Below are 23031 nucleotides of genomic sequence, written 5' to 3'. Positions count from 1 at the left end.
TGGTGTCTTCGGCTGTGCCCGTTACCTCAGCAAATCGATGGCGTCGAAGGCATAACCGGGGCTGAGAAAGCCTTCTCCGGCCGGCCCTATTGCTTCGCCAGTTCCCGGCTGGCGCGCGACACGAGATGCGCCATATTTGCCACGGCTTGTGGTGGTGCTCCATCCAGATAGGCGATCGCACGGCCGATCATCGAAATACGCTTGTGCTCGATCGAAGTACTCAATCGTGCTGTTTTCGTCGGAGCGACCGGCATGGTTGCGTTGGGGTCTACGCGTGCCAGAACCTCGCGTTCCGTAAGATGCCGGCTCGTTCTGCTCTGCAGGGTCTCGTTGCGCTTGTTGACGGGTGTCATCGACTGATCCGGATGACTTGCAACGTAGCGCTCGACCGAACTGCCGGCATGGCTGTGCTTCATCATCCTGGCGTCGATCAGCGGTGCCCCGTCCAACACAAGCAACGCACCCAGTTCTTCTGTTGTCTTTGCGCGTGACACCAACGGCGTCGGGTCTGTCCCGGATCGCAACGCATCATGCAGCGCCGAAAAGTCGCCTTCGCGCGCGTGCATTTTCAAGGCCAGCGACATCGAGAAGATCCGGCAGCCAAAGGCAGACTTCTGCAAGTCCACTGGGATGAACGCACACTTGGCGTGCTCACCCGCTTCACTGCTGACGTTGTCTGCGTACTGATCGTACTCGGCTTCGTCTTCTTCCTTGCGTAAGGGGTCGACCACGATCACGGTCGTTCCTTGCGCGTCTTTTCGGATATCGGCCGCTCTGGTGTGCGGGCCGTCATTGACGATGGCCCCGTATCGCCCGGGTGGCGCTGACTCGATAAAGGCCCCGAAGTTGTGTGAATTCACCAGGGGTGGCAGATCGTCTTCGTCGTCATCGAACCCGGCTTCTGCCGTGTCCATGTGCAGGGCAACGAGGTTCAGCCCCGGATTGCGCGCGTTTTCCGCCGCCATCAGCAGCGGCGCAAGCGCCCAGTCCACCTTCTTGATCGGGAACTTGACGATCTCCAAATCGAGATTTCTGTCCAGCGCCTGCTGCAGCTTGGTCAGTGGCCCTTGCAGGGTACTGCGCACCTGCGACCGGGCATGCTCAATGGCGGCCTCTTGAGACGGCGTCAGTTGGGGACCGCTGGCAGTCTGGCTTGTCTGGCCCGTGCCGCGCTCGTGGACGACCGGCTGCTTGCCGGCGGCACGGGCAGTGTCCGGAGGATCGCCGTACCACGAGTGCCCCAACAACGGGTGCTCGATGCCCATTTTTTCCAATGTCGGACGATTGTCCAGCAGGGGCTCGGTGGCGTCGGTGGCAGCCGAAGTGCCCGCAGCATTGCGGGCCGGTGCGGTAACGCTGGCGAGTTGAACGCGGCGGAATTCCGGCTTTCCAGAAGCGGTTGCCGTATTCAGCCGTTGCCTGCGAGGCGGCGGCATATCGGGGGCATCGGCAGGCGCTCTACGCCGACGATCCAGTGCGCCGATAGCGGGTGCACCAGAGGTGCTGGGGGCGCTGCTGGTTGGCACTGCTGCACTGTGGGAAGCGCTGGTGTGATTGACCTTCATGCGGGCTGGCTGTGGCGTTGTGGGCTCGATCACGCCGTAAGAAGCGTGACAGGCGACGTACGCAATGTCGCTACCGCTTCAGCATAAGGATTCGCAGCAGCGCCGGGTGCCCCCGCCCGAACGCATGACGCTTGCTCCGAAGGGCCAGTCGATGGGAAGGTGCTCCGCATTGACGAAAAAAAGCCCCGAGGTGGTCAATCCCGGGGCTCCCGACCATCTTTTCACGAAGGCTCGTGAACCATGGCTACGCGCCAGTCTACCCACGTGACCTCACACCAGCAGTGCTGGTGAGAATTATTGAGCAATGCGTGCGCCGCGGCCCTCACCAGATGCAGCGCCCCTCGCTTCACCCGATATTCCACTGCGGCGCAATCGCCAGCAGTTGCCGCCGGAGGTTCTCGATCTCGTTGGCAAAGCCCTCTGCAAGCGCGCTTTCCACCGTTGGCGAGCTGGCCGTGGGGCTAACCTCGGCGGGGTCAGACGCGCGCGGTCGTGCCAGGCGCGCCACCGTGCCGAACCGCAATGCCCGTGACATGCCGATCAGCGTGTCACGGATGCGCCGGGCGCCCACGCCGGGCAGGGCGCCTGCACTCGGTGCGCCCAATGCCCCCTGCGTTGCATTGAGCAGTTCCAGCGTGCTGATGCAGATGCGCAGGCTGCGCTGGATGTTCTCCAGCCGCTCCACGGGCACGTCAATCTCTTTGGAGACGGACGGCATGAGCGAGCGCAACTGCACCAGCAGCGTATTGAGCTTGCCGAGGTGCTTGCTGCGCTCGCCGGGGGCTTCACCGGCGCGGCCGAGGCCGGCATATGCCCGGGCGCATTCCCGCAGCGCATCGGCCAGCCGGTAGCGCCACGAGTACGTGGCATACAGCGGCAGCGCAAACGAGAACAGCAGCGCTATCGCAATCCCCACCAGCACGTTGAGCGTGCGCCAGGCGCCGTCGAGCAGATTGTTGTCGCCATGCCCCACCACGATGACCAGTGTGATGGCGGCCAGCAGCGCGATATAGCCGCCCTTGCCGATGGCGTGATACGCGCAGATGCCGCACGCGATGGCCGTGAGCGCGTACGTGAGCGGCAGGTGCCCAAGCCACGTCTGCTGAACGATGATCAACAGGCCTGCCACCGCGCCGATCAGGGTGCCCCAGGCGCGCTCGGCCGCGCGTTTGCGGATGTTGCCGTGGTGCTGCAGGCCGGCAATGACGATCAGCAGCGAGATGGTGGCCCACTCGCCATGCGGCCAGCCGAAGCCCGACGTGACGGCAATCGACAGCAGCACGCCCAAGCCAACGCGCGTGGCATGGATGTACCGCGCATGCTGATAGCGCCGATGCGGGTCGCGCACGAGGCGGAGCAGGGAAAGGAAGGGGGCAGGTAGTTTCACGGTGCGGGGCGCACGAATGGAAATCGACATAAGCAAGATCGTTGCAGATTCTAGGGCGCGACGGCCCCAGGATGGGCGCCACGTTGGTGCCGATGCCTTGTTGTGGTGCGCGCCGGGTGCAAGTGGCGCGTCAAGACTTCGGGTTTCCCCTAGGTATTGCACAAAGCTTGCCATGGGCGGGTGAGCTTTTTTGCGTATTGCGTAAAGGGCGGCGCTTCAGAGCACGCGAGATTGTGTCGATTACGATGCATAGCCCGATAGGCAACGCTCCGGGCTGCCCGGGATGTTGCCGATCCACCTCGAACAAGATCCAGTCTTATGACGACGCAGACGCTATCGCCCTGGCTGAGGTTGCTGAGCGCTGCCGAGCGCATCGACCGCGGGCCGTATTTCATTGCCGTTCGGCGCGGGCTGGCGCTCTCTTTGCCGCTCATCATGGTGGGCGCGCTGGCGCTGCTCTTGCGCAACCCGCCCACCGCCGGCATGCGCCACGCGCTGCTGAATACCTTTGGCACGCGGCTGGATGTCTTTTGCGACAGTGTGTTGGCCGGAACGATCGGCATCGGCGCGCTGGTCGCGCTCTTTGGGTTTGCCGAAGTGCTGGCGAAGCTGTACAACCAGCGCGCCGGGCATCGCGTGGTCAACCCGACCGTGGCGGCGGTGGTGGTGGTGTCGTGCTTCTTCACGCTCATTGCGCCGGATGCGGATGCATCTTTGATGGCATCGCTTTCGCTGGGGCGCGGGCTGTTTGGCGCCTTGCTGGTTGCGTCGCTGGGCGGCAGCCTGTTTCTGAAGCTGTGCGGCATCCGCCGTTTGCGCATTCCGTCCCATCACCTGAGCAACGATCTTCTGGTGGGCGATGTGCTGTCGGTCATGCCGGCCGGCATGCTGACGATCTTGACGTTTGCGGTGCTCAAGGTCGCCATGGCCTGGGCGGGTTGGCCGCAGCTCATGGCGGCATTTGGCACGCGGCTGGAGGCGCCGTATTCGGAGGTCTCCAACAGCCTGCTGTTTGGTCTGGGCTACGAAACCGCGGCGCAGGTGCTCTGGCTGTTCGGCATTCATGGGCCGAACGCGCTGTATGCCATTCACCAACACATACTGGAGCCCGCCACGCAGGCCAATGTGGCGGCGGTTGCCAGCGGTGGCCAGCCGCAGTTCATCTTTACGTACCACTTCTTCGCGGTGTTCGCGCGCATGGGCGGCTCGGGCGGCACGCTCAGCCTGATCCTGGCGCTGCTCATGTCCAGGCGCACGCTGCGTGGGCGCAAGATGGCGCTCGTCGTCATGTTGCCGGCGCTGTTCAACGTGAACGAGCCATTGCTGTTCGGGCTGCCGCTGGTGCTGAACCCCGTCTATGCGATTCCGTTCCTGCTCACACCGCTGGTGCAGATTCTGATCGCCTATGCGGCCACCGTTGCTGACCTGATGCCCAAGACCGGCTACAGCGTGGCGTGGACCACGCCGGCGCTGTTCAGCGGCTACGCGGCCACCGGCTCGGTATCAGGCGCGGTGGTGCAGCTCATTGGCTTGGTGGTGGGGGCGGCAATCTACCTTCCGTTTGTGCGCATGGCAGATGTCTTGTCCGCACGGCGCAGTCAGGACGTACTGGCTTCTCTGCTGCAGATTGCCGAGTCGCCCGAGGTGAGCCTCAAGGGCCGGCGGTGTCTGGACCTGCCCGGCGACGAGGGCCGCATGGCGGTGGCGCTGGCCAGCGACCTGGAAGGCGCCATCAAGAAAGAAGGCCAGATCTTCCTGGAGTTTCAGCCGCAGGTGGATTGCGCAACCGGGCGCGTGTTTGGCGCCGAGGCGTTGCTGCGCTGGCAGCACCCGGTGCTGGGGCGCGTGGCGCCGCCGATTGTCGTGGCGCTGGCCGATGACATCGACCAGATCGACCAGCTGGGCCTGCGCATCCTGTCGCTGGCGTGTCAGCAGCGCGCTGCGTGGCGCGATGTCTTGCCGGACGATTTCGTGGTCGCTGTCAATCTGTCGCCACGGCAGTTGCTGGACTATGCGTTCCATCGAAACGTGATCGACATCCTGCACCGCGAAGGGTTGTCACCAACGCAGCTCGAACTGGAGATCACCGAAACCACGATGCTGCTGCCGGACATCAACGCCATCGGCAACCTGAAGCGGCTGCGTGAGGCCGGCGTGAAAGTCGCGCTCGATGATTTCGGGATGGGCCATACGTCGCTGCACTACTTGCGCGAGCTGCCGCTGGACACCGTGAAGATCGACCGCTCTCTGGCAGATGTGAGCGCGGGCAGCATCAACGAACACATCGTGCGCAGCATCGCGAGCCTGAGCCGGACGCTGAACCTGTCGACGGTGGTCGAAGGTGTGGAGACTGAACAGCAGCTCAAGCGCCTGTCGGCCCTGGGGTGCGACCGTTTTCAGGGGTACTTCTTCAGCCGCCCGCTGGCGCCGAGCGTGTGTCAGCAGTTTGTGCTGGATGCCAACCTGCAGCCGTTGGCACGCGCGCTTTGAAGGCGGGGGCGCGCTGGCTTACCGGTACTTGCCAACGAAGTTTTCGCAACGACGGACGCGATCAACCTTCGCGGCCCATCGGTACAGGCCTTCCACCAGGCTCTTGCTGACCGTGACCGGTTGACCATTGATCTGCCCCGGCACCTCAGATTGATTCGGGTAGGGCTTCTCAAACAGCAGCTTCATCTCGCTGCCGCCGCCAAGCGCCATGTAGATGGCCTCACGAGGCTCGAACTGCAGCACGAACGAGTTGCTGCGCACGCTGGTGCGCTCGATGGAATCCGCAAAGTTGGCGATGAGCGCGGCGTCTTCGGTGCTGTATTCGCAGCCAGCGTCTTTCAGTTGGGCCTCGTCCACGGCCTTGAGCGATGCCACGGCGGGGTCCATCAAATACAACGTGATCGCACGCGCCTTGCGCATCCGCGCGCTCAGGCCTTCGGCTTCCCAATAGCTTTGTTCGACCTTGACGAGGGGCTCCGCTCTTGGGGCGGGCTCGGGGGCAGGCGCTTCCGCTTGCGGGGCTTCCGGCATGGGCGCTTCCGCTTGAGGTGTGCCCGCTTGCAGGACTTCCGTCTGGAGCGCTTCGCTTTGCGGCGCGTCTGTCAGGGGCGCTTCCATTGAGATTTGTCCGAAGGCCGCTTGGCTCATGCTGCAAGCGCAGGCCAAGACCAGCGAGATGATCTTTTTCGACAACTCCTACCCCTTCTGAACGTACGTTGTTGTGTTGTAAATGCTAAGCCGCCGATATGACGGAACCAGCCGGCGGTGTCTATTGCGTCGAACGCGGTGCCGGCCATCGCCGCATTGCGCCGGGCGTTTCGGGCATCTGCTGCAGTGGTGTTTTCGTCAACACGTAATAGTGATGCCGCCCGCTGCGGTCAGCAATGTCGAAGAGATAGCTGCCTTGCGGAACCACCATCGTCGTGAACGACGGTGGCATGGTGCCGGAGTTCACCGGGTCTGGGTTGGCCTGCCGCACCAGAGAGAAGAAGTTGACCTCGCCCGTCAACGCATCGCACTGCATGGCGGTGTAGCGTTGGTTCTCGGCGTACCACCCTCGGCAGTCGGACCCGGCCAGCGTTATTGCGCCGGTGGCCGGGCCTACCAACTGCAGGCTGAGCTGGTCTGAGCCGTCTTGCTTGCTGACGATGGCTTGCGTATAGCGGCGGCCATCGTCGTTGCGGCTGTCTGTGATGGTGTAGCTGCCGGCCAGTTCATTGGCGGCCCGCTGCAGCGCGAGCTTCTGCTGTTCTGGCGTGCGCGGGTCTTGATAGCTGACGCACCCAGCGAGAGGCGCGATGGCGCAAAGCGTTGCGATGGTGCGAGCGAGCATGGTCGTGGCGGGTTCCTTGGCGAACGGATTTTACGCCGGGCCTGGAATACCAAGCGCGAGGTTCCGAGGCCTAAAACGTCGAGCCCGGACCGCGCTCTAGCCCCGCAAATCACACGTCATGCCAGTGGTGGAAGGTCGCGGCTTGCCCGTGGTACACGCCATCGCTGTCGATCAGATTCCACACGGTGCCGCCCTCAATCCAGAACCGCCTTTCGGAGCGCGAGATGCGTACGCCCCGATAGCCGGTGGCGAATCCGCGCGTGCGTACCGACTCAAGCAATTGCGCACGTTCCTCCCGGTTCGGTTGCTCTGCCGAAAAACGCGACCGTAACGCCGTGATGCCATTCCAATCGTATTCAAAGCAGCGCTGCGCAGCCCGGTTCGCATAGATGAAGCGCGGGTCGGCGTCGGTGTTGTGCGCCAGCACGCAGAAGGGCGCGTCTTCATAAAGCCACCGGGCCGCATCGGCGGGCGCGATACCGTTGTCGATCAGCGGCGTGCCAACGAGCCGCTGGTGGCTATCGGCCAGCAGGTTGAAGAACTGCGGGTCCAGGCTTAGGGATACCGTCATCGCGTTGTATCGGTGAGCTTCAAGAAAGAGACGGTGACTTTATCAGCCCGCCCCCACCAGCTTGAACACCGACACGACGTCTTTCAGCTTGCCCGCCTGTTCCTCCAGCGATTGCGCAGCCGCAGCAGCTTCTTCCACCAGCGCGGCGTTCTGCTGCGTCACCTCGTCCATCTGATGAATCGCGGTGTGGACTTGCTCAATGCCGCGCGTCTGCTCGTCCGACGCGGCGGTGATCTCGCCCACGATGTCGGACACGCGTTTGATCGCGTCTTTCACCTGCCCGATGGTGGAGCCGACGGCCAAGGCTTGCGTTGCGCCGTCCTGAATCATCGACACGGATGCTCCGATCAATGTCTTGATCTCCTTGGCGGCGGACGCAGAGCGCTGCGCAAGGCTGCGCACCTCGCTAGCCACCACGGCAAAGCCGCGGCCTTGCTCGCCGGCACGCGCGGCCTCCACCGCGGCATTGAGCGCGAGGATGTTGGTCTGGAACGCGATACCCTCGATCACGCCGGTGATCTCCGAGATCTTGGTCGAGCTGCCGCTGATTTTTTCGATGGTGCTGACCATGCCTTGCATGGCGTCGTTGCCGGCGTCTGCTTTTTCCGTGGCGAGTGCGGCGAGTGTATTGGCCTGGCGCGCGTTGTCTGCGTTCTGCTTCACGGTTTGCGTCAACTGCGTCATGCTCGAGGCGGTTTCCTCAAGCGAGGCAGCCTGCTGCTCCGTGCGCGAGGACAGATCCACGTTGCCGCTGGCAATCTCGCGCGATGCCACAGACACCGATTCCGTGCTCGTGCGAATTGACCCGACCACCGCTGCAAGGCTGCCCTGCATTTGCACGACCGCATGCAGGATGCTCTGCCGGTCGGTGGCGCGCGTATCGACACGTGTTTGCAGGTCGCCACCGGCAATTTGCGCAACGACGCGCGCAACCTGCGCGGGCTCGCCCCCGATCTGCCGCACGATCGATCGGGCAACGGCCAGGCCCAGCGCAAGCGCGATACCCACGCCCACCGCCGCGCAACCCACAATCCAGCGCGTGACCCCGGCAACGAGTGCGACGCCCGCTTCGGCGCGTGTTTTGGCCGAGGCATCGCGCAGGTTGGAGAATTCGATCAGGATCTTGCGGATCTTCACGTGTAAGCCATCCGTGTTGGCTTGCATCTCGGCAAGCGCAGCGGGCTGGTCGCCTTGGCGCGCCAGGGTTTCCACCTTCTGCACGGAAGCAAGATAGACCGGCCAGGTGGCATCAAAATCCGCCAGCAATTGCCTTTGCCGATCGTCAAACGGGTGCGCACGTTCATAGTCGAACGCGGCGATGATGGCGGCCTCGCCACCCTTGTTGAAGGCCAGCGTGTCTTCGCGGCCCTTCGGGTCTGTCTTCACAACGTAGTCGTACAGCCGCCGATAGTGCGCAGCCGCTTGCCATGCGGCGGTGCCAATCTGCCGGATGGGCACGACTTCGCTCTCATACATCGTGGTCTGCATGGTGGCGAGCTCGCGCACCTTGACGGTACCGACCACCCCAACAACCACCGTGGTGGCTGCGCAGAGCAGCAACAAGCCCATGAGCTTGTGACCCAATTTGAGACTGGCGAACCATGGCATGGGGGCACTTCCTCTTGTGTTGTATTCGTTCTGATATATCAATCCCGCTGCGCGCTGGCCTGCCGAGATTGTCTCCACTATCAGGTAACGGCGGTGGCGCGCGGGTTCTTTAGCGCGCGTTGGCGGCGGTGTGGGAGTAACTCTTCCGAGGGAGGCGATCGGCCTACAACGCCCGTCACCCAAAACGATGTGCCCGCCGCCGGATTGAACGTCTCCGGCGGCGGGCGGGCGTCAAGCCGTTGAGCTTACAAGCCGCGCATGGCTCAGCCGACCAGGTGGCCGTTGCTGCCGATCATGGTGACGTCGACGTAGTCGAGCCCGGCGTGGTTGTTGCGGTCGTAATGGACGCGCACGCCGCCGAAGTCGCGCGTGCCGAAGCCTTCGAGCGCCTGGATGAACGCGTCGCGCGTGGGGTTGCTGCCGCAGGCCCGCAGGCCCTCCACGATGACGCGGGCGGTGAGAAAACCTTCCACCGCTTCGTAGGTCTGGTTGCTGTGGTCGCCAAACTTGTCATTGGCCTCGCGAAACGCGCGCACCAGCGGCTGGGTCCGCACGTTGGGGCCGGGCATGACCTGCGTGACAGCCACGCCATGGGCCAGCGTGCCGGCTTTCTCGAACACGGTCTTGGGCGTGGTAACGGACAGGATCCACGGCTGCGGCAACGGCACGGGGCCGTGCTTGGCCTGGTAGCGCATCAGCATGTCGGCCACGGAGGTGGGCGACGTAAACAGCAGCGTGGTCTGCGGGTTGGCGGCGGCAATCTTGTCGACCACCATGTCGATGTCGTCGCCTTTGGCGTTGTGCGGGATGAGCGCGACGATCTGTGCGCCGAACTTGCTGGCGGCAGCCTTGGCGGCGTCGGCATTGCCGGAACCGAATGGGTTGTCCTGGTAGACCACGGCCACGCGCTTGAGCCCGATTGTGGTGGCGTGCTGCACCATCTTCGTGACTTCGTCGGCGTAGCTGGCGCGCGTATGGAACAGCGGTGCGCTGGCTTTGCGCGCTGCGGTGGCGCCGGTCATGGCGCCCACCATCGGCAGGCGGTATTGCTCCAGCAGCGGCAATGCGGCGATGGTGTTGCCGGTGCCGCCCATGCACACCAGCCCGAACACGCCTTCCTGCATGAGCGTCTTGACGTTGGCCACGGCCTTCTCTGGCAGGTAGTTGTCTTCCAGCCGCTTGACGACCAGCTTGCGCCCGGCCACGCCGCCCTGGGCGTTGACTTGCTCGAAGCCGGCCAGCAGGCCATTGGTGTAGTTCTTGTACAGCCCGCCCCACACGCTGTCGAACCCGACCGTCTGCCCAAAGACGATCTTGTCTGCAAACACGCCGGCTTCCGCCGCGCGCGCCATGGGCGACAGCATCATTGCGCCGCCCAGTGCTACCGAACTCCGTACGAATTGCCTCCGGTCCATACCTGTCTCCGCCCCTTGTTTTATTGGTGGTGTGGCAGGAGTGTCGAAAAGGTGAGCGCCGGCCGAAATGGCGGATAACCCTGAGGCGAGAATTTTTGAGATACCGGATGCGCGGGCTGCGGACGGTGGTGTCGTGCGCTAACGGGCCGCGACGAGGGCGCAGCCGCACGGCAGCACAAACGCAGCGCCGTTGTGCCCGGCCAACTCAAAGTACACGCTGCCCGGGGGCAGCAGATCGAAGATGCGGAACGCGCCCCCCGCATTGAAGACGATGGCGTGAGACACCAGCGACACCACTACCGACCCATCTGCATGGCGTGCATTGGCGGGGTCGGACAGTGCCGGTAACGCCCAGCCGCTCAACCCGGCGCGCGCCATGGCCGCGAGGATGTGGGCATGGGCGTCTTCGGCACAGGCCGGTGGAGGGTCAATCTTGCTGAGTTCTTTGCGCAAGCGGTGCAGGCGCTGCCGCGTTTCCAGCGTCCGCAAGGGTTTGACCCGGGTTGGCGCGGCGGGCTGGCGTGCAGCGGTGGATTTAGGCAGTTGCGCCAGACCCGGACCGGGCACCCTGGGTGCGCAGTCGGGTGACGGTGCAACGCGCGCCGGCAGCCCTGCAAGCCGCCCGCCGGGCGGGCTGTCATGCCGTGGCGGGATACCGTTCGCGCTGCTGATCTTCGACATCGGGAGTGGATTGCACTGAGTGGCGGTCAGGGGTTGACGCTCATGCACGCGGTGGTGCGCATGAGCGTCGGGCCCGGCATGACCACTTGTAGCGACCTGCCGAGAGGGCGGCATCTTAGGTAACCGCCGCCGCCGCGTCACCCTCCAGCCTGGCGATACGGCTTTGTGCATTCGTAATTGCGGACACATCTTCGGCGGCGAAACGCAGATCGGATGGCCCCTCGACTGAATTCTCAACTTTCCTCACTGATATACCAATTAGTTTGCTCTGATATATCTTGAGCCGAGGGTGCGGTCTGCCCAGGTGGCACCGACACGCTGCCGTTGCGGTGCCGAACACCAAGACAGGAGTGAGACATCGATGAACATGCAAACCAAGGTCGGGTTGATCCTGACCGCATCCTTGCTGGCCGCTGGCTCCGCCGGGGCGCAGACATTGGCCACGGGCGATAGCCGCACCGTCACGCAGCCGGCGTATCCGGGCGTCTGCAAGACGATCAATGCGCGGTATTCAAGCTCGCAGCGCGCGTCGCCGCCGTCGTCTTCGTCGGACGACACCAGCGTCATTCAGCAGGCTCTGACCGACTGCAAGGGCACCGGCAAGAGCGTGGTGCTGGCCGCATCGGGCTCGAATGACGCGTTCTACACGGGCAGCCTGTCCATCAGCGGGGCGGGTCTGGTCATCAATTCTGGTGTGACGCTGTTCGGCAACGACAGCTACAGCGGCAACGCCAACCTGCTGTCGTTCACGGGCACCAATGCATCGCTCATGGGCCCGGGCACGGTGGATGGCCGTGGCGACATCATCTCCGGCACGCCGCGCCTGGTGCAGGCGAGCAACATCAGCAACTTCATCGTCTACAACGTCACGCTGGCGCAGGCCGCGCACCCGAACCTGTATGTGGAAGGCGGCAACGGCTTTACCGCGTGGGGTGTGTCCATCCGCACGCCGGCCACGCGCAAGAACGCAGACGGCATCGACATCGACAGCCTGACCAACGCCACCGTCACGCAATCCGATATCGAGGCCGGCGACGACGGCATTGCCGTCAAGACCAACTCGGGCGACATCTCCAACGTGACGGTGTCGAACACGCGGCTGCACGGCACGCATGGTCTGTCCGTGGGCAGCATCGACAAGAACACCGTGTCGAACATCCTGTTCACGAACAACTACGTGTACGGGAATGACCTGAGCGGCACGCAGTCCACCAACAACAACGGTATCAACGTCAAGACGGGCCCATGCTCGCTCACCGTCAAGCAGGTGAGCTACGTCAATACCTGCATGACCGGCGTGAAGCACCTGATCGTGATGGACACCAATTACAACGCGTGCACCACGGGTGGCAGCCCGTCGCTGTCGAACATCGTCGTCAACGGTGCGTATTCCACGCAATCGGTGTCGGGCGCGTACACGAAGATCGACGGCCGCAACGCGAGCTTCCCGGTCAATGCGTACCTGGCCAACGTCAGCCTGGATGCCACGGCGCAAAGCGGTGACCAGTACGCCAATGTCGGCCTCTACAAGTCCAATGATGTGCCGTCGGGCACCGGCGTGACCACGTCGAGCTTCACGATGTCGGGCAGCGTGCCGAGCTGTTCGTTCTGATCGGCTGCACGTACCTCGCCATGCTGCGGCGCCGTACGGCCCTGCATGGCGGGGGCACCGTTAATGCGAATCCGAACTGAAACCCTGCGCGACGGGCAAGGCCTGTATCTGTGCGCTGCTGCGGCCCTTGCGGCCGTCATCGGCTTGTCGATTGGCGTGTTCTCGACGCCGCTGCCTGAATCGGAAAACGCCGCTGCCGCTGAGTCGCACACATCAAGCGCCGCTGTCTTATCCGCCCAGCCCGCAAGCGCGCCGAGCACAACATCGTCCCGCGTGAGCATCGCTCCTGCGCTCGCTGTCACAGAGCAGCAAACGCTGGTTGTGGATACCGCATTGCTCAACGTGTTCAACACCTTCCTGCTCAAGCCTGACGGTGACCGCGCTGAACAGTTGGCGGTCTATCTCAAAAGCAAACTCCCACCCACCGCGCTTGCGGAAGCCGTACAACTGGCCGCGCGGTATCAGGCATACATGCAGGCGCATGACGAGCTGCTGGCTGCCCAGCACCTGAACGGCAACATACAGGCCGCCACCGTCGATATCGATCGCATCGCCATCTGGCGCGAACAGCGCGACCGCCTGCGGCAACGCGTGCTGGGCGATCGCGTGGTGCAGGCCTGGTATCAGAACGACGATGCACAGCTCGATCAGGTGCTGCAGGAATGGCGGCAGCGGGTGGCGGATGCACAGGGCGTGACCTTGCAGGGCGAGCGGTATCCGGTGCCGCATTGGAGCAATCCTGCGCAGGAGGAGATGCACCGGGAGTACATGGTGGGGGTGTTGCGCGGGGTGGTTAGGGGGTATGCGGAGCGGCGGATGAAGTAGGACTGAAGTGTCACTGCGCTGTCCACGCGCTCCGTCGCATTCCCACCCACACTTCGCTCCACACCAAACCGTTTCCCGCACGACCAAAGCCCATCCCCGCTACGATCCTCCGGTACGAAATTGCGGCTGCAGCCGCCAAACAGGAGGGCACTCCGTGCCGCACACCGACACGCCCCCATCCGGCCACGCTACCGATCTGGCCCTGCTCCTCACGCTGTCGACCCTGTGGGGCGCGTCGTACACCTTCATCCGGATAGGCGTGGAGACCATTCCGCCGCTCACTTTCATTGCCGCCAGAACGTTGATCGCAGCGACGCTGCTGTTGCTGTGGATGCGCAGTCGCAACGTCCGCATGCCGCGCGACAGGCGAGTCTGGATGCGCTTCGGCGTGCAGGCGCTGCTCAATAGCGTTGTGCCCTTCACGCTCATCGCGTGGGCCGAGCGCTCGGTTGGGGCAAGTCTGGCGACCATTCTGAATTCGACGTCGCCCGTGATGGTGTTTGTGGCGACGGCGTTCATCACGCGGCACGAGCCGGTGTCGTTGCGCAAGCTGATCGGCGTGATTGCCGGGTTTGTCGGCACATGTCTGGTGATTGGCCCGAGCGCGCTCGATGGGCTGGGCGGGCAGCTTGTTCCGCAACTGGCTATCGTGGCGGCCACGGCCTGCTATGCAGGTGCGGCGATCTACGGCAGGTCTTTCAAGGGGCTGCATCCTGCGGCGCCGGCTACCGGCTCATTGCTGGTGGGGGCGTTGGTGCTCACGCCGGCGAGCCTGCTTGTTGATCATCCTTGGGCGCTTCAGCCTTCCGTGCGTTCGTTGATGGCGTTGGTGGCGCTGGCGGCGTTCTCCACGGCGCTGGCCTTTGCCATCTACTTCCGGCTCATCCAGACGTTGGGGGCGATCGGTACCACCGCGCAGGCCTATTTGCGTGTGCCGATTGGCGTGGCGATCGGCGTGGTGTTTCTGGGGGAATCGTTGCCGTCTTCGGCGTGGATCGGGCTGGCGAGTGTGGTCGTGGGGGTGGCGGCGATGTCGATGCCGGGCAGTGCCATCCAAGTGCGGCGGGTGTAGCGCGGCGTCACCGCATCACTGCATCACCGCGTCAGCCCTTCCGATCTCCAACATTGCTCGCCGCCAGCCGTCTGAGTTCCGCCCGCGCCGCTGCCAACCGGGAATGCAGCACCGTGTTCTCGATCAGCAACAGCAGCAGCACAAGGCTCGCCCCCAACAACCCGAACACGCGGCCGGCATAGAAGCCGAGGTCATATCGCCCGCCGTTGAATACGGCGCTGAGCGCGACATCGCAGATCCACACGCACAGCACCACCATCAGCCAGATGTCGAGCGTCAGGTGTGGGCGGCTGCGCCAGAGCACGACCAGCGCGACCACGCAAAAACACCATGTGCCGCCCGCCACGATCCCCATCACGGGCGTGTAGCGGTTGGCCGCCATGATGGCGGGCAGCAGATGTTCGCCGGCGGTGGCCAGCGCCACGCACGTGGCCGCTGCGCCCAGCACGGCCGCCACGGTGCCCAGCGCCGTTTGTCGCGTCAGCGTGTGGATTGGGAAGCGGCCGGGCTCGCGCTCTTCCCGCCCCTTGAGCACGGCGTAAGCGATGACAAACAGCGGAAAGCCCGCGTGCCAGAACATGTAGATCCAGGCAGTGCTCTGCGGCCCGGCGCCCAACAGGCCGCGTGATGCGAACAGCCCCGGAAACGATAGCAAGTGCCCCACCGCCGTGGCCGCCGTGAACAGGTAGCCGCTGGCGAGCGCCAGCATCGCGCGCGACCGCGTGATCGCGAACTGCCCGAAGAGCAGCGCCGCGGTAATCAAGTCATTGAGGATGAGGGCCGACTCGTAAATCGGCACGAACGACGGAAGTTGCGCCAACTGCACCTTGGCGAACGGCACGGCCGACACCAGTACCACGAGCGAGAGCAAAGCCACCGCTTGCGCCATCCAGTACGTCCGGCGTCCTGGAGAGAGGCTCAGCAACAAGCCTCGCTGCATGTCCAGCGTTTCCGACATCACGTTGGCCCCCTTGCGGTGACTGTGTCACGCGTTTGCTTGTGGTGTGACTTGCTGTGCGACTGCGATGCGATTGTGCTGCCAGGCGGCGGCCCGCGATGGTGCGTCCGGCGCATTTTTGCGGGGTGCCGATGGCTGACGTCTTATAGACGCGTGATAGTCAGCAGCCTGCCCAATGTCAAAGCGGCGAAGGGGTAGGCCTTTCAGGTCTGGCGCGCCGGCCCGGGGTGGCGGCCGACAGCCAGCCGGCAGCTACTGGCAACGCCTGAGTGCGGCACGCATCCAGCAGAGATAGACTGGTGCCCACCCCAGGGCACCAGCCTGCAAAGGAGTGCGCATGCAACCTCACCCCACCACCAACACCGCCACCGAGGCACCCGTCCTGCGCGATGACCGCGACGGCGTTGTCACCCTGCGGCTGAATCGGCCCCTGCAGTTCAACGCGTTATCAGAAGCCATGCTTGATGCGCTGCAGCGCGCGTTGGACGACATTGCGCGAGATGCGGCGGTGCGCTGCGTGGTGCTCGGCGCCGAGGGCAAGGCCTTCTGCGCCGGACACGACCTGCGTGAAATGCGCGGCACGCCCGAGCTTGCGTATTACCAGGCGCTGTTTGCGCGATGCAGTGTGGTGATGCAGGCGATTCAGGCGCTGCCGGTGCCGGTCATCGCACGCGTGCATGGCGTGGCAACCGCTGCGGGTTGCCAGTTGGTCGGCAGTTGTGACCTCGCCATCGCCTCGGATGCGGCGCGGTTTGCAGTGTCAGGCATCAACGTCGGCCTGTTCTGTTCGACGCCTGCGGTGGCGCTGTCGCGCAACGTGCTTGCGAAGCGCGCGTTCGACATGCTGGTGACGGGCCGCTTTATCGATGCGGCTACGGCCGCTGACTGGGGCCTCATCAACGAGGCCGTGCCGGCTGCCGAGCTGGATGATGTGGTCGCTCGCAAGGTGGCGGACATCGTCTCGAAGAGCCCCGTCGCCATCCGCTACGGCAAGGCGATGTTCTATCGGCAACGGCAGATGCCGCTTGCCGATGCCTATGCTTACGCAGGCGATGTCATGGCACGCAACATGATGGAAGAAGACGCGGGCGAGGGCATCGACGCCTTCCTGGAAAAACGCCCCGCCCGCTGGCGTTCTTAAGCGCCGTCGGGGCGGGACTTCTCCCGCAGCCTCATCACGCAGGCTTCTGCGGCTTGCGGTCTGCCAGCAGCTTCTGGATGGCGGCTTCCGTCTCGGCGTAGCGGCCTTCGCCAAAGTGCTGATAGACGATGCGCCCATCGGTATCGATCAGGTACAGCGCCGGCCAGAACTGGTTGTGGAAGGCCGACCACGTTGCATAGCTGTTGTCCTGCGCGACCGGGTAGCGCACGTCCAGGCGCTTGAGCGCTTCCTGCACGTTGGCGGTCGATTTTTCGAACGCGTATTCCGGCGTGTGCACGCCCACCACGACCAGGCCTTGATCCTTGTATTTGTCGTACCACTGCTTCACGTGCGGCAGCGTGTTGAGGCAGTTGATGCACGAGTACGTCCAGAAATCCACCAGCACGACCTTGCCGCGCAGGTCCTTCATCGACAGCGGCTGCGAATTCAGCCACTGATTGATGCCGGTGAATTCGGGTGCCGCCGCGCCGGTCGCGGCGGTCTGGCTGAAGGCGGGCGCGCCAGTCCCGACAAAGTAGACGGCGCCGATGGTGAGTGCCGCAAGGGCGGCGCGGAGGGTCGTGCGCATGATGTGGGTTCCCTGAAAGATTGCTGGTGAGGGCCCGCCAGCCGCTGGCGGCGGGCCATGCGAAGCGTCAGACCAGGTTCAGCTCGACGTGGATATTGCCGCGCGTAGCCTTCGAATACGGGCAGATCTGGTGAGCCGCTTCCACCACGGCCTGCGCAACTTCGCGGTCCAGGCCGGGCAGGCTCACGTTCAGGCGTGCTTGCAGGAAGAACGCATCGTCGGTAGTGCCCAGGTCGACTTCGGTGTTCAGCGACAGGTCGGCCGGCAGCTTGATCTTCATCTGGCTGGCCGCGCGGCCCATTGCGCCGATAAAGCAGGCCGACCAGCCCGCGGCAAACAGTTGCTCGGGGTTCGTGCCGCGGCCGCTGCTGCCCGGGGGCGACAGCTTCAGGCTCAGGCGGTCGTCGTCGCTGTGGGCCTGGCCGTCGCGGCCGCCGGTGACGTTGACCTTGGCGGTGTACAGAACGTTTTCGATGCGGGTCATGGTGATCTCCTTTTGATGAAGGGGAAAGACTGGGGGTTGGATTTGCGTTGTTGGCTTGTTGCCGGGGCCACGAGACGTATTAAAGAGGGCTGACGTATCCCCGAAGTAGCACGGAAGGGCCTTTCTGTCTGGGCGTGTATCGCTGTCGCGGCTGGATACAAACGCGTACAAAAACGCCGCGCGCATAGCGGCGTTGGCGGCGGCATCAACCGAAGGTGAAGGCGTAGGCATGTGCCCCCGCATCAAGAAAGCGGATCTCGAACGTGTGCTCGCCCACCGTGCTGGCCTGGCGGACGAGCTGGTAGAGGCGCGTTTGGGTGATGGCGCCGTTGCCGTGGGCATCGGTATCGGCGCCGTGGCTGTCGCCGGGGGCCTTGCCGTCGATCCTGACGGTGAAGCGCACGGCGCGGCCGTCAGCAGCAGGCCCGAGCACGAGGTGCAGATCACGCGCGTGGAATCGGTAGACGATGCTGCCGTCGGCGCGGTCGAGCGTGGCTTGCTCGGCATCGATGGTCCATTGGCCAGACAAGCCCCAGTCGTTCAGGCCGAGCTTGCCGACGCTGTATGCGTGCGACGTGCCGATCTGCACACCGCCCGGCGATGCAAAGCGTGCGGCTTGGGCATAACCGACGTACGTTTCCGGCGAGCGGACGTTGTCCAGGTCTGGTGCAGCCTGCGCCCCGGGGCCATCGGGCGCGACCACGCCGCCTGCCACCTGCTTGTTGCCGGCCTCGGCCAGCAGAGCCTGGATGACGCGTTCAGAGGCGGCGTAATCGCCCTCGCCAAACTGGTGATGCCGGATGTTGCCCTGGGCATCGACAAAGTACGCGGCCGGCCAGTAGCTGTTGTGGAAGGCGTTCCAGATGCGGTAGTTACTGTCGATGGCCACCGGAAAGTTGACGCGGAAGCCGCTGACGGCGCGGGCGACGTTCTCGGGTGACTTTTCGAAGGCGAATTCCGGCGTGTGTACGCCCACCACGGTCAGGCCCTGGTCCTTGTACTTGTCGGCCCACGCGCGCAGGTAAGGCAGCGTGCGGATGCAGTTGATGCACGAGTACGTCCAGAAATAGACGAGCGTGACCTTGCCGCGCAGTTGGTCGCCTGTGAGCGGCGCGGAATTGAGCCACTGCACCGCGCCGTCGAACGACGCCACGCGGCCCTCCACGGGCAAGCCGCTGGGCAGGGCCACGGGTGCAGCGTTGGCTTCGGAGACCACGTTCAGGTTCGCTTGCGGCGCAGGGCGGCTTACGCCCGGGCCGCCCAGCCCGCCCAGCCCGTTCACCAGCGCCTGTTCAAGCTGCGTGGTGCTGCCGGAAGACAGGCGCGCCAGCAGACCGGTATCTGCCCCCAGCCCGATGAGTGCTACGCCGCCCAGCACGCTTGCGCCCATGATGCGACGCGCCCATTCGCCCAGGCCCATGGAGCGCTTCATGGCGGCAAATACACGCCCGCCCAGCCCCAGCGCTGCCGCCAGCGATGTGGCCGCCCCCGCGGCGTAGGCCGTCAGGGCCAACGCGCCGGACACGCTCGCCCCATTGAGCGCCACGCCGGTCAGCACCAAGCCGAGGATCGGCCCGGCGCAGGGCGCCCACAGCATCCCCGTGGCCACGCCCAGCAGCAGCGAGCCCGCTACCGAAGGCTCGGCCGATGTGCCGCCCGTCGCCGCTTGCCCGGCCAGCCGGTTGCCCAGCGCCACGGCGGGCCGTGCCATCAGATCGGCCAGCCTGGGCCACAGCAGCGACAGCCCGAACACCGCCAGCAGCGCAAGCGCCGCAAACCGGCCGACCTCGTTGGCGCGCACTGCCCACGCACCGCCGGCTGAAAGCAGCGTGGCAAAGCCGGCAAAGGTGAACGCCATGCCGGCGAGCATTGGCAGCTTGCCGCGCACAAAGGGCTGGCCGGTGCGGCTCAACACAAACGGCAGGACGGGCAGGATGCACGGACTCAGGATGGTCAGCGCACCGCCCAGGTAGGCGAGTATCAGCAGGCTCATGATCGACATTCCTTCGCAAGGGATCGGGATTGCCTCCATCAGACGCCGCGCGCGTAGCTGGCTTGTATCACCGCAGGGGCGACTTTGTATCGGACTGTACAAACGCGTCCGCCAGATGCATTCCGATACAACACGGGCCCGCTGCGTCACACCGAGAGGCGCAAAATAGCGCCTTCCTTCCACCTTCCATCGTGCCGAGGTCACCCCCATGGACGCCCACGTCGACCACATCCTGATCGTCGATGATGACCGCGAGATCCGCGAACTCGTTTCGACCTATCTCACCAAGAACGGGCTGCGTGTGACTGCCTCGCCCGATGGGCGCCACATGCGTGCGTTTCTGGAGGCCAACACCGTCGACCTGATCGTGCTCGACCTGATGCTGCCCGGCGACGACGGCCTGGTGCTGTGTCGCGAACTGCGCGCTGGCAAGCACAAGGCCACGCCCGTGCTGATGCTCACCGCGCGCGACGATGAGACCGACCGCATCATCGGCCTGGAAATGGGCGCTGACGATTACGTGGCCAAGCCGTTTGCCGCGCGCGAACTGCTCGCCCGCATCAAGGCCGTGCTGCGCCGCACGCGCATGCTGCCGCCCAACCTGCAGATTTCCGAAGCGGGGCAGATGCTGGCCTTTGGCGATTGGCACCTCGATACCACCGCGCGCCACCTGATCGATGCCGAGGGCACCATCGTCGCCCTGAGCGGTGCGGAATACCGCCTGCTGCGCGTGTTTGTCGACCACCCGATGCGCGTCTTCAACCGCGATCAACTGCTCAACCTCACGCAGGGCCGCGAGGCCGAGATGTTCGAGCGATCCGTCGACCTGCTGGTCAGCCGCCTGCGCCAGCGCCTGAATGACGATGCGCGCGATCCGGCGTACATCAAGACCGTGCGCAGCGAGGGCTATGTCTTTGCCAAGCCGGTGGAGATCAAGGAGCCGCGCCAATGAACACAGCAACGAGCGCGCGTGCCTGGGCATGGCCGCGCACGCTGGGCTCACGCCTGTTCGTGATCCTGCTGGCGGGGCTGGTGGTGGCGTATGCGCTGTCGTTTGCCGTACTGTTTTCCGAGCGCTACATGAGCGCGCGGGAGGTCATGCTGGGTACGCTTGAGACGGATGTGTCCACGGCCATCGCCATCCTTGACCGCCTGCCTGCGGACGAGCGCCCGCAGTGGTTGGCGCGCCTGAACCGCGGCAACTATCAGTACATCCTCGGCCCAGGTTCGCCGGGCGTGCCCGAGATGACGCAGCGCGGCAAGGACATCGCCGCGCGCATCAGCGAGGCCAGCGGCGGCCGTTTTCCCGTGACAGTGGAGTCGATACCGGGCGACGACAAGCAACTGCAGGCGCACCTCACGCTAAGCGACGGCAGCACGCTCACCATTGATGTGCACCCGCGCATGACGCCCATCGCGCAGTGGCTGCCGTATGTGCTGGTGGTGCAATTGCTGTTGCTGATCGTGTGCTGCTGGTTTGCGGTGCGATTGTCGATCCGCCCGCTGGTGGCATTGGCCGACGCTGCCGATGCGCTCAACCCCAATGCGCAGACGCCGCCGCTGGACGAGACCGGCCCGACCGAACTGGCGCGCGCCGCACACGCCTTCAACGCCATGCGCCAGCGCATTGCCCGCTTTGTTGAAGAGCGCGTGCAGATTCTGTCCGCCATTTCGCACGACCTGCAGACGCCCATCACGCGCATGAAGCTGCGCGCAGAAATTGCGGAAGACTCTGAAGAGAAGCGCAAGCTGTTGAGCGATCTGGCCGAGATTGAAACGCTCGTGCGGGAGGGCCTGGCCTATGCGCGCAGTGCGCATGGTGATGGTGAAAAGCCTTCGCGCATCGACGTCGGGTCGTTTGTCGAAAGCCTTGTGTACGACTACCAGGACACCGGCAAGCCCGTCACGCTGGAGCAGCACGCCGCCGGCGCCATCGTCACGCGCCCCCACGCGCTGCGCCGCGTGCTGACCAACCTCGCCGACAACGCCATCAAGTTTGGCGGCGCGGCGGAAGTCGATGTGCGCCGCGACGGCGAAGCCGTGGTGATCGAAGTGCGCGACCGCGGGCCCGGTATTCCCGAAGACAAGCTCGATGCCGTGCTGCAGCCGTTTGTGCGGCTGGAGAATTCACGCAGCCGAGAGACGGGCGGCACGGGGCTGGGCCTGGCGATTGCCCAGCAGCTGGCAGTGGCCGCAGGCGGCGGGCTTACGTTGCGCAACCGCGAGGGTGGTGGGCTGGTGGCGGAAGTCAGGCTCGGTCAGGCCGCCCTGTCAGCACCACGCGAATAAGGGCTGGAAACGCTGGGGGTAGCAGTTGGCACATGCGTTGCCTCGTCCTCATGTAAGTTGTTGCGCAATGCGCCCGTTGCGGGATAACCGAGTGGGTTTTATATTGCAACCACATTGAATGTGAGGGCGCACGGTATGCGCGATAAAGATGGTCAAACGTACGAGCCACGCGGATTCTCTTTGCGGCGTTGCCAGGCCGCTGGACGCCATTGGCGACTGGTGGTCGTTGCTGATTGTTCGCGATGCGTTTGACGGCCTGCGCCGCTTTGGGGAGTTTCAGCGCAGTCTCGGGCTGTCAAAGAACATCCTGGCGGTGCGGCTGCGCAACCTTGTGGCGCACGACATTCTCGAAACGGTGCCGGCGGCTGACGGCAGTGCGTATCAGGACTACGTGCTGACCGAGAAAGGGCGTGCGCTGTTTCCGCTGCTGGTGGCGCTGCGGCAATGGGGCGAAGCGTTCTGCTTTGGGCCCGATGAGGCGCACGTTGTGCTGGTTGAGAAGGCAACGGGTAAGCCGGTGCCGCGACTTGAACTCCGCGCGCAGGATGGGCGAGCGCTGGCTCCGGAGGATACGGTGGTCGTCCACCCGACGGCCGTCAAGGAGACGAAGCGCCAGCGGGCGAAAGCGGGCTGAACGCGGTAGCGCTCAGGCACGGGCCGCAGCGCCAGCACCCCGGAAGCGAAGAAGTTGGCCAGCGCCGGCACCGCCGTCTCGTCACGAAAGCGCAGCATGTGAGTCAGGTAACGCGGTCCTTTGACCGCAAAAACGAAGCCGTCGGGCGCGGTGTCATGCCAGGCCTGCCAACTCGTGATCGATTGCGGCGAGTAGTGCGACCCGTTGATCTCGATGGTGTCGAACCGGCGCGACGCATATTCCAACTCGCGGCGCTGCGCCAGGTCTTCCGGATAGAACGCGCCGCGCCACCCTTCATAGCGCCACCCTGAAATGCCGATGCGCACGGTCATTGCCGTGCCCCGCGCGGGCGATGTCTTCCATCAGACGCGGCGGCCATTCGGT

At 64.5% G+C, this 23031-nt stretch carries 20 protein-coding genes and 1 pseudogene; 8 read left to right on the top strand and 13 right to left on the bottom strand.

Features of this window, described 5'->3' with window-relative positions:
• Positions 1-86 precede the first annotated feature (86 nt).
• On the bottom strand, positions 87-1565 hold the full coding sequence (locus DOD19_RS24405) for a YopJ family acetyltransferase (protein ID WP_112188672.1): 1479 nt from the start codon (positions 1563-1565) through the stop codon (positions 87-89).
• A 346-nt stretch (positions 1566-1911) separates the two neighbouring features.
• A complete protein-coding gene (locus DOD19_RS24400) occupies positions 1912-2982 on the bottom strand; it encodes an FUSC family protein (protein WP_112188670.1) in 1071 nt (356 codons plus the stop codon).
• Between the two features lie 288 nt (positions 2983-3270).
• On the opposite strand from DOD19_RS24400, the gene DOD19_RS24395 reads away from it, so the two are divergent.
• Complete coding sequence (locus DOD19_RS24395) at positions 3271-5442, top strand: EAL domain-containing protein (RefSeq protein WP_112188668.1); 2172 nt, start codon at positions 3271-3273, stop codon at positions 5440-5442.
• 18 nt (positions 5443-5460) lie between these two features.
• On the opposite strand, the gene DOD19_RS24390 is transcribed toward DOD19_RS24395, so the two are convergent.
• The 6 genes from DOD19_RS24390 to DOD19_RS24365 form a co-directional block, all read right to left on the bottom strand.
• The gene (locus DOD19_RS24390; protein WP_112188666.1) at positions 5461-6060 is read right to left on the bottom strand and encodes a hypothetical protein; all 600 of its coding nucleotides are present in this window, start codon (positions 6058-6060) and stop codon (positions 5461-5463) included.
• A 151-nt stretch (positions 6061-6211) separates the two neighbouring features.
• Positions 6212-6775, bottom strand: coding sequence for a hypothetical protein (locus tag DOD19_RS24385; protein ID WP_112188664.1), 564 nt, complete (start codon positions 6773-6775; stop codon positions 6212-6214).
• A gap of 109 nt (positions 6776-6884) precedes the next feature.
• The gene (locus DOD19_RS24380; RefSeq protein WP_112188662.1) at positions 6885-7346 is read right to left on the bottom strand and encodes an MEKHLA domain-containing protein; all 462 of its coding nucleotides are present in this window, start codon (positions 7344-7346) and stop codon (positions 6885-6887) included.
• 42 nt (positions 7347-7388) lie between these two features.
• Positions 7389-8954 carry a methyl-accepting chemotaxis protein gene (locus DOD19_RS24375; RefSeq protein WP_112188660.1) on the bottom strand — a complete coding sequence of 522 codons (1566 nt, stop codon included), beginning with the start codon at positions 8952-8954 and terminating at the stop codon, positions 7389-7391.
• Positions 8955-9217: 263 nt separating this feature from the next.
• Complete coding sequence (locus tag DOD19_RS24370; RefSeq protein WP_112188658.1) at positions 9218-10369, bottom strand: ABC transporter substrate-binding protein; 1152 nt, start codon at positions 10367-10369, stop codon at positions 9218-9220.
• Between the two features lie 138 nt (positions 10370-10507).
• On the bottom strand, positions 10508-11050 hold the full coding sequence (locus DOD19_RS24365) for a hypothetical protein (RefSeq protein ID WP_112188656.1): 543 nt from the start codon (positions 11048-11050) through the stop codon (positions 10508-10510).
• Between the two features lie 361 nt (positions 11051-11411).
• Here DOD19_RS24365 and DOD19_RS24360 point away from each other — a divergent pair, with 361 nt between their 5' ends.
• The 3 genes from DOD19_RS24360 to DOD19_RS24350 all read left to right on the top strand — a co-directional run bounded on the left by DOD19_RS24360 (position 11412) and on the right by DOD19_RS24350 (position 14559).
• On the top strand, positions 11412-12662 hold the full coding sequence (locus DOD19_RS24360; protein WP_024978220.1) for a glycosyl hydrolase family 28 protein: 1251 nt from the start codon (positions 11412-11414) through the stop codon (positions 12660-12662).
• 63 nt (positions 12663-12725) lie between these two features.
• Positions 12726-13487 (top strand): hypothetical protein, encoded by a 762-nt coding sequence (locus tag DOD19_RS24355; protein WP_112188654.1) that lies wholly within the window; start codon positions 12726-12728, stop codon positions 13485-13487.
• A 154-nt stretch (positions 13488-13641) separates the two neighbouring features.
• Positions 13642-14559 carry an EamA family transporter gene (locus DOD19_RS24350; RefSeq protein ID WP_112188652.1) on the top strand — a complete coding sequence of 306 codons (918 nt, stop codon included), beginning with the start codon at positions 13642-13644 and terminating at the stop codon, positions 14557-14559.
• Between the two features lie 31 nt (positions 14560-14590).
• Here the strand turns inward: DOD19_RS24350 and DOD19_RS24345 are convergent, their stop codons facing one another.
• A complete protein-coding gene (locus DOD19_RS24345; protein WP_037032106.1) occupies positions 14591-15517 on the bottom strand; it encodes an MASE4 domain-containing protein in 927 nt (308 codons plus the stop codon).
• A 337-nt stretch (positions 15518-15854) separates the two neighbouring features.
• Between DOD19_RS24345 and DOD19_RS24340 the strand changes: the two genes are divergently transcribed.
• The gene (locus DOD19_RS24340) at positions 15855-16658 is read left to right on the top strand and encodes an enoyl-CoA hydratase (RefSeq protein ID WP_024978224.1); all 804 of its coding nucleotides are present in this window, start codon (positions 15855-15857) and stop codon (positions 16656-16658) included.
• A 34-nt stretch (positions 16659-16692) separates the two neighbouring features.
• Here DOD19_RS24340 and DOD19_RS24335 read toward each other — a convergent pair whose 3' ends face one another.
• From DOD19_RS24335 to DOD19_RS24325, 3 genes are all read right to left on the bottom strand, one after another.
• Positions 16693-17247, bottom strand: coding sequence for a thioredoxin family protein (locus tag DOD19_RS24335; protein ID WP_024978225.1), 555 nt, complete (start codon positions 17245-17247; stop codon positions 16693-16695).
• Between the two features lie 67 nt (positions 17248-17314).
• Positions 17315-17731 carry an organic hydroperoxide resistance protein gene (locus tag DOD19_RS24330; RefSeq protein WP_024978226.1) on the bottom strand — a complete coding sequence of 139 codons (417 nt, stop codon included), beginning with the start codon at positions 17729-17731 and terminating at the stop codon, positions 17315-17317.
• A 205-nt stretch (positions 17732-17936) separates the two neighbouring features.
• Positions 17937-19724 carry a cytochrome c biogenesis protein DipZ gene (locus DOD19_RS24325; protein ID WP_112188961.1) on the bottom strand — a complete coding sequence of 596 codons (1788 nt, stop codon included), beginning with the start codon at positions 19722-19724 and terminating at the stop codon, positions 17937-17939.
• Positions 19725-19932: 208 nt separating this feature from the next.
• Between DOD19_RS24325 and DOD19_RS24320 the strand changes: the two genes are divergently transcribed.
• The 3 genes from DOD19_RS24320 to DOD19_RS24310 all read left to right on the top strand — a co-directional run bounded on the left by DOD19_RS24320 (position 19933) and on the right by DOD19_RS24310 (position 22647).
• Positions 19933-20676, top strand: a complete 744-nt coding sequence (locus DOD19_RS24320; protein ID WP_112188650.1) for a response regulator — start codon at positions 19933-19935, stop codon at positions 20674-20676.
• Complete coding sequence (locus DOD19_RS24315) at positions 20673-22013, top strand: HAMP domain-containing sensor histidine kinase (RefSeq protein WP_112188648.1); 1341 nt, start codon at positions 20673-20675, stop codon at positions 22011-22013. Before DOD19_RS24320 ends, DOD19_RS24315 begins: the two co-directional genes overlap by 4 nt.
• Before the next feature lie 148 nt (positions 22014-22161).
• On the top strand, positions 22162-22647 hold the full coding sequence (locus DOD19_RS24310; protein WP_204360099.1) for a helix-turn-helix domain-containing protein: 486 nt from the start codon (positions 22162-22164) through the stop codon (positions 22645-22647).
• A gap of 23 nt (positions 22648-22670) precedes the next feature.
• Here the strand turns inward: DOD19_RS24310 and DOD19_RS24305 are convergent.
• Positions 22671-22979 (bottom strand): annotated as a pseudogene (locus DOD19_RS24305) (DUF72 domain-containing protein); the annotation flags it as partial.
• Between the last annotated feature and the right edge of the window lie 52 nt (positions 22980-23031).

The organism is Ralstonia sp. GX3-BWBA (genome assembly GCF_003290055.1).
In the GTDB taxonomy this organism is placed as follows: domain Bacteria; phylum Pseudomonadota; class Gammaproteobacteria; order Burkholderiales; family Burkholderiaceae; genus Ralstonia; species Ralstonia holmesii.
The sequence above is the reverse complement of the archived record's forward strand: the minus strand, read 5'-3'. Positions and strand labels throughout refer to the sequence as shown.